The 1,630-nt window shown below is 69.6% G+C and carries 1 protein-coding gene; it reads right to left on the reverse strand.

Translation table 11 applies throughout. The annotated features are described in order from the left end of the window. Positions 1 to 1,234 (reverse strand): ROK family transcriptional regulator (locus tag NQV17_RS37700; protein ID WP_257776146.1); only part of this gene is annotated, 1,234 nt, incomplete at its 3' end. Positions 1,235 to 1,630 lie beyond the last annotated feature (396 nt).

The following is a 1,630-nucleotide window of genomic DNA, read 5'->3' on the forward strand; positions in this document are numbered from 1 at the left end:
GGTTGACCTCCTGCGATTCGGTGCGGGCGCCCTTGAGGATGCCGGCCCGTGGAGAGAAGTTGAAGAACATCGGCAGTGTCGCGGCACCGATCGCACCGGCGTCGGCGCCGAACGAGCCGCGCACGAGCGTCGGCGTGCCGCGCGCTTCCGGCGCGGTGGCGACGAGCGCCGCGCGCAGGCGGGTCGTCACCGCATCGAGCAGGCCGGCGTCGGTATCGGCGTCGAGCACGACCACCGGCGCATCGACGACGCACAGCACCGCACGCAATGCCGGCGCGAGCGCGTCGACACAGTCGTCGATCCATTCGTCGACCGCCGGCAGGCCACGCGCGATACAGGCCTCGAGATCGGCGCGGTTCTCGACCGTCTCGCCGTGATGGCGCAGGTGGCGCACGAGCGCGTGCAGCGATGCGCGGGCGAGCAGGATGTCCCACGGGCCGCGGGGCGGCGGCGCGGACGCCAGCCGGCTCGGCGGCACAGGAATCACGGCGATGTCGCCGGCATTGCCGGTCACGCCGCGCAGGCAGTCGCCGTCGATCGCGATGCCGCCGCCGATCGCGGGACCGATGAACAGGTACACGAAATCGTCGCACTGCCGGCCGTACCCGTAGAACAGTTCGGCGATCGCGGCCGCGTTGCCGTCGTTTTCGCCGAACACGGGCAGCGACAGCGTGCGCCCGAGGTCGCTCGCGAAGTCGACGTCTTCCCACGCGCGGAACGTGTCGGGTGCGAGGCCGAGTTCGCGCATCCACGCGCCGAGGTTGTACGGCTGGGCGACGCCGACGCCCGTCAGGCGCACGCGCTCATGCGTGGGGAGCAGATCCTGCATCGCATCGATGTCGCGCCGCACGATGTCGAGCACGTCGGCGGGCGGGGGGAGCAGGCAGTCGTGGGAGCGGCGGCCGAGCACGTCGCCCGCGAAATTGACGAGCGCCGTCTCGATGCGCATCCGGTCGAGATGGACGCCGATGCCGAACGCGCCGCGCGGATCGAGCCGGATCAGCGACGCCGGCTGGCCGCGCTGGCCCTCGGTGCGGCCGGCGGATTCGATCAGCTTCGCGTCGGCGAGCGACGCGATGATGCCGCCGACCGCCGCGCTCGTCATGTTCGCGAGACGCGCGAGGTCGGCCTTCGACGCGCTGCCCACGCGGCGCAGCGTCTTCAGCAGCAGGCGCTCGTTGTAACGGCGCACGTTGGCCGAATTGCTGCCCTGACCGAAGTGCGGGCTTCGCATGGCGTCTCCTTCCATGTTGCGTCGAACGTCGACGCATTAAATAAATCATGTTGATTTATTTAACCGCGTGAGCGCTGGCATGTCAGCCTAGGGAAATCCCGGTTTTGTTCCGGGACGAAGGCGGGGGGGGGCGCGGGCGGGTGGCCACCGCGGCGTGCAGCGGGACCGGCGATGTCGAATTCGCGCGATGGATCGCGGCCGGCGCGCGCTCTCCGCGGATCGCCGGCCGGACTGTCTCGTCGCGCAAGCCGGGGGCGATTTGTCCTGATGCGCAGGTGGCGATGGAAGGATGGCGCGTCATGCGCGTCACCAGGACGGTATGGGGCGCGGCAGGAAGCTGGTATCGATTCGGCGCCGGAAATGAAAAAAGGCCGGCTAAAAGCCGACCTTTTTTAG

Source organism: Burkholderia sp. SCN-KJ, from assembly GCF_024656005.1.
Lineage (GTDB): Bacteria > Pseudomonadota > Gammaproteobacteria > Burkholderiales > Burkholderiaceae > Burkholderia.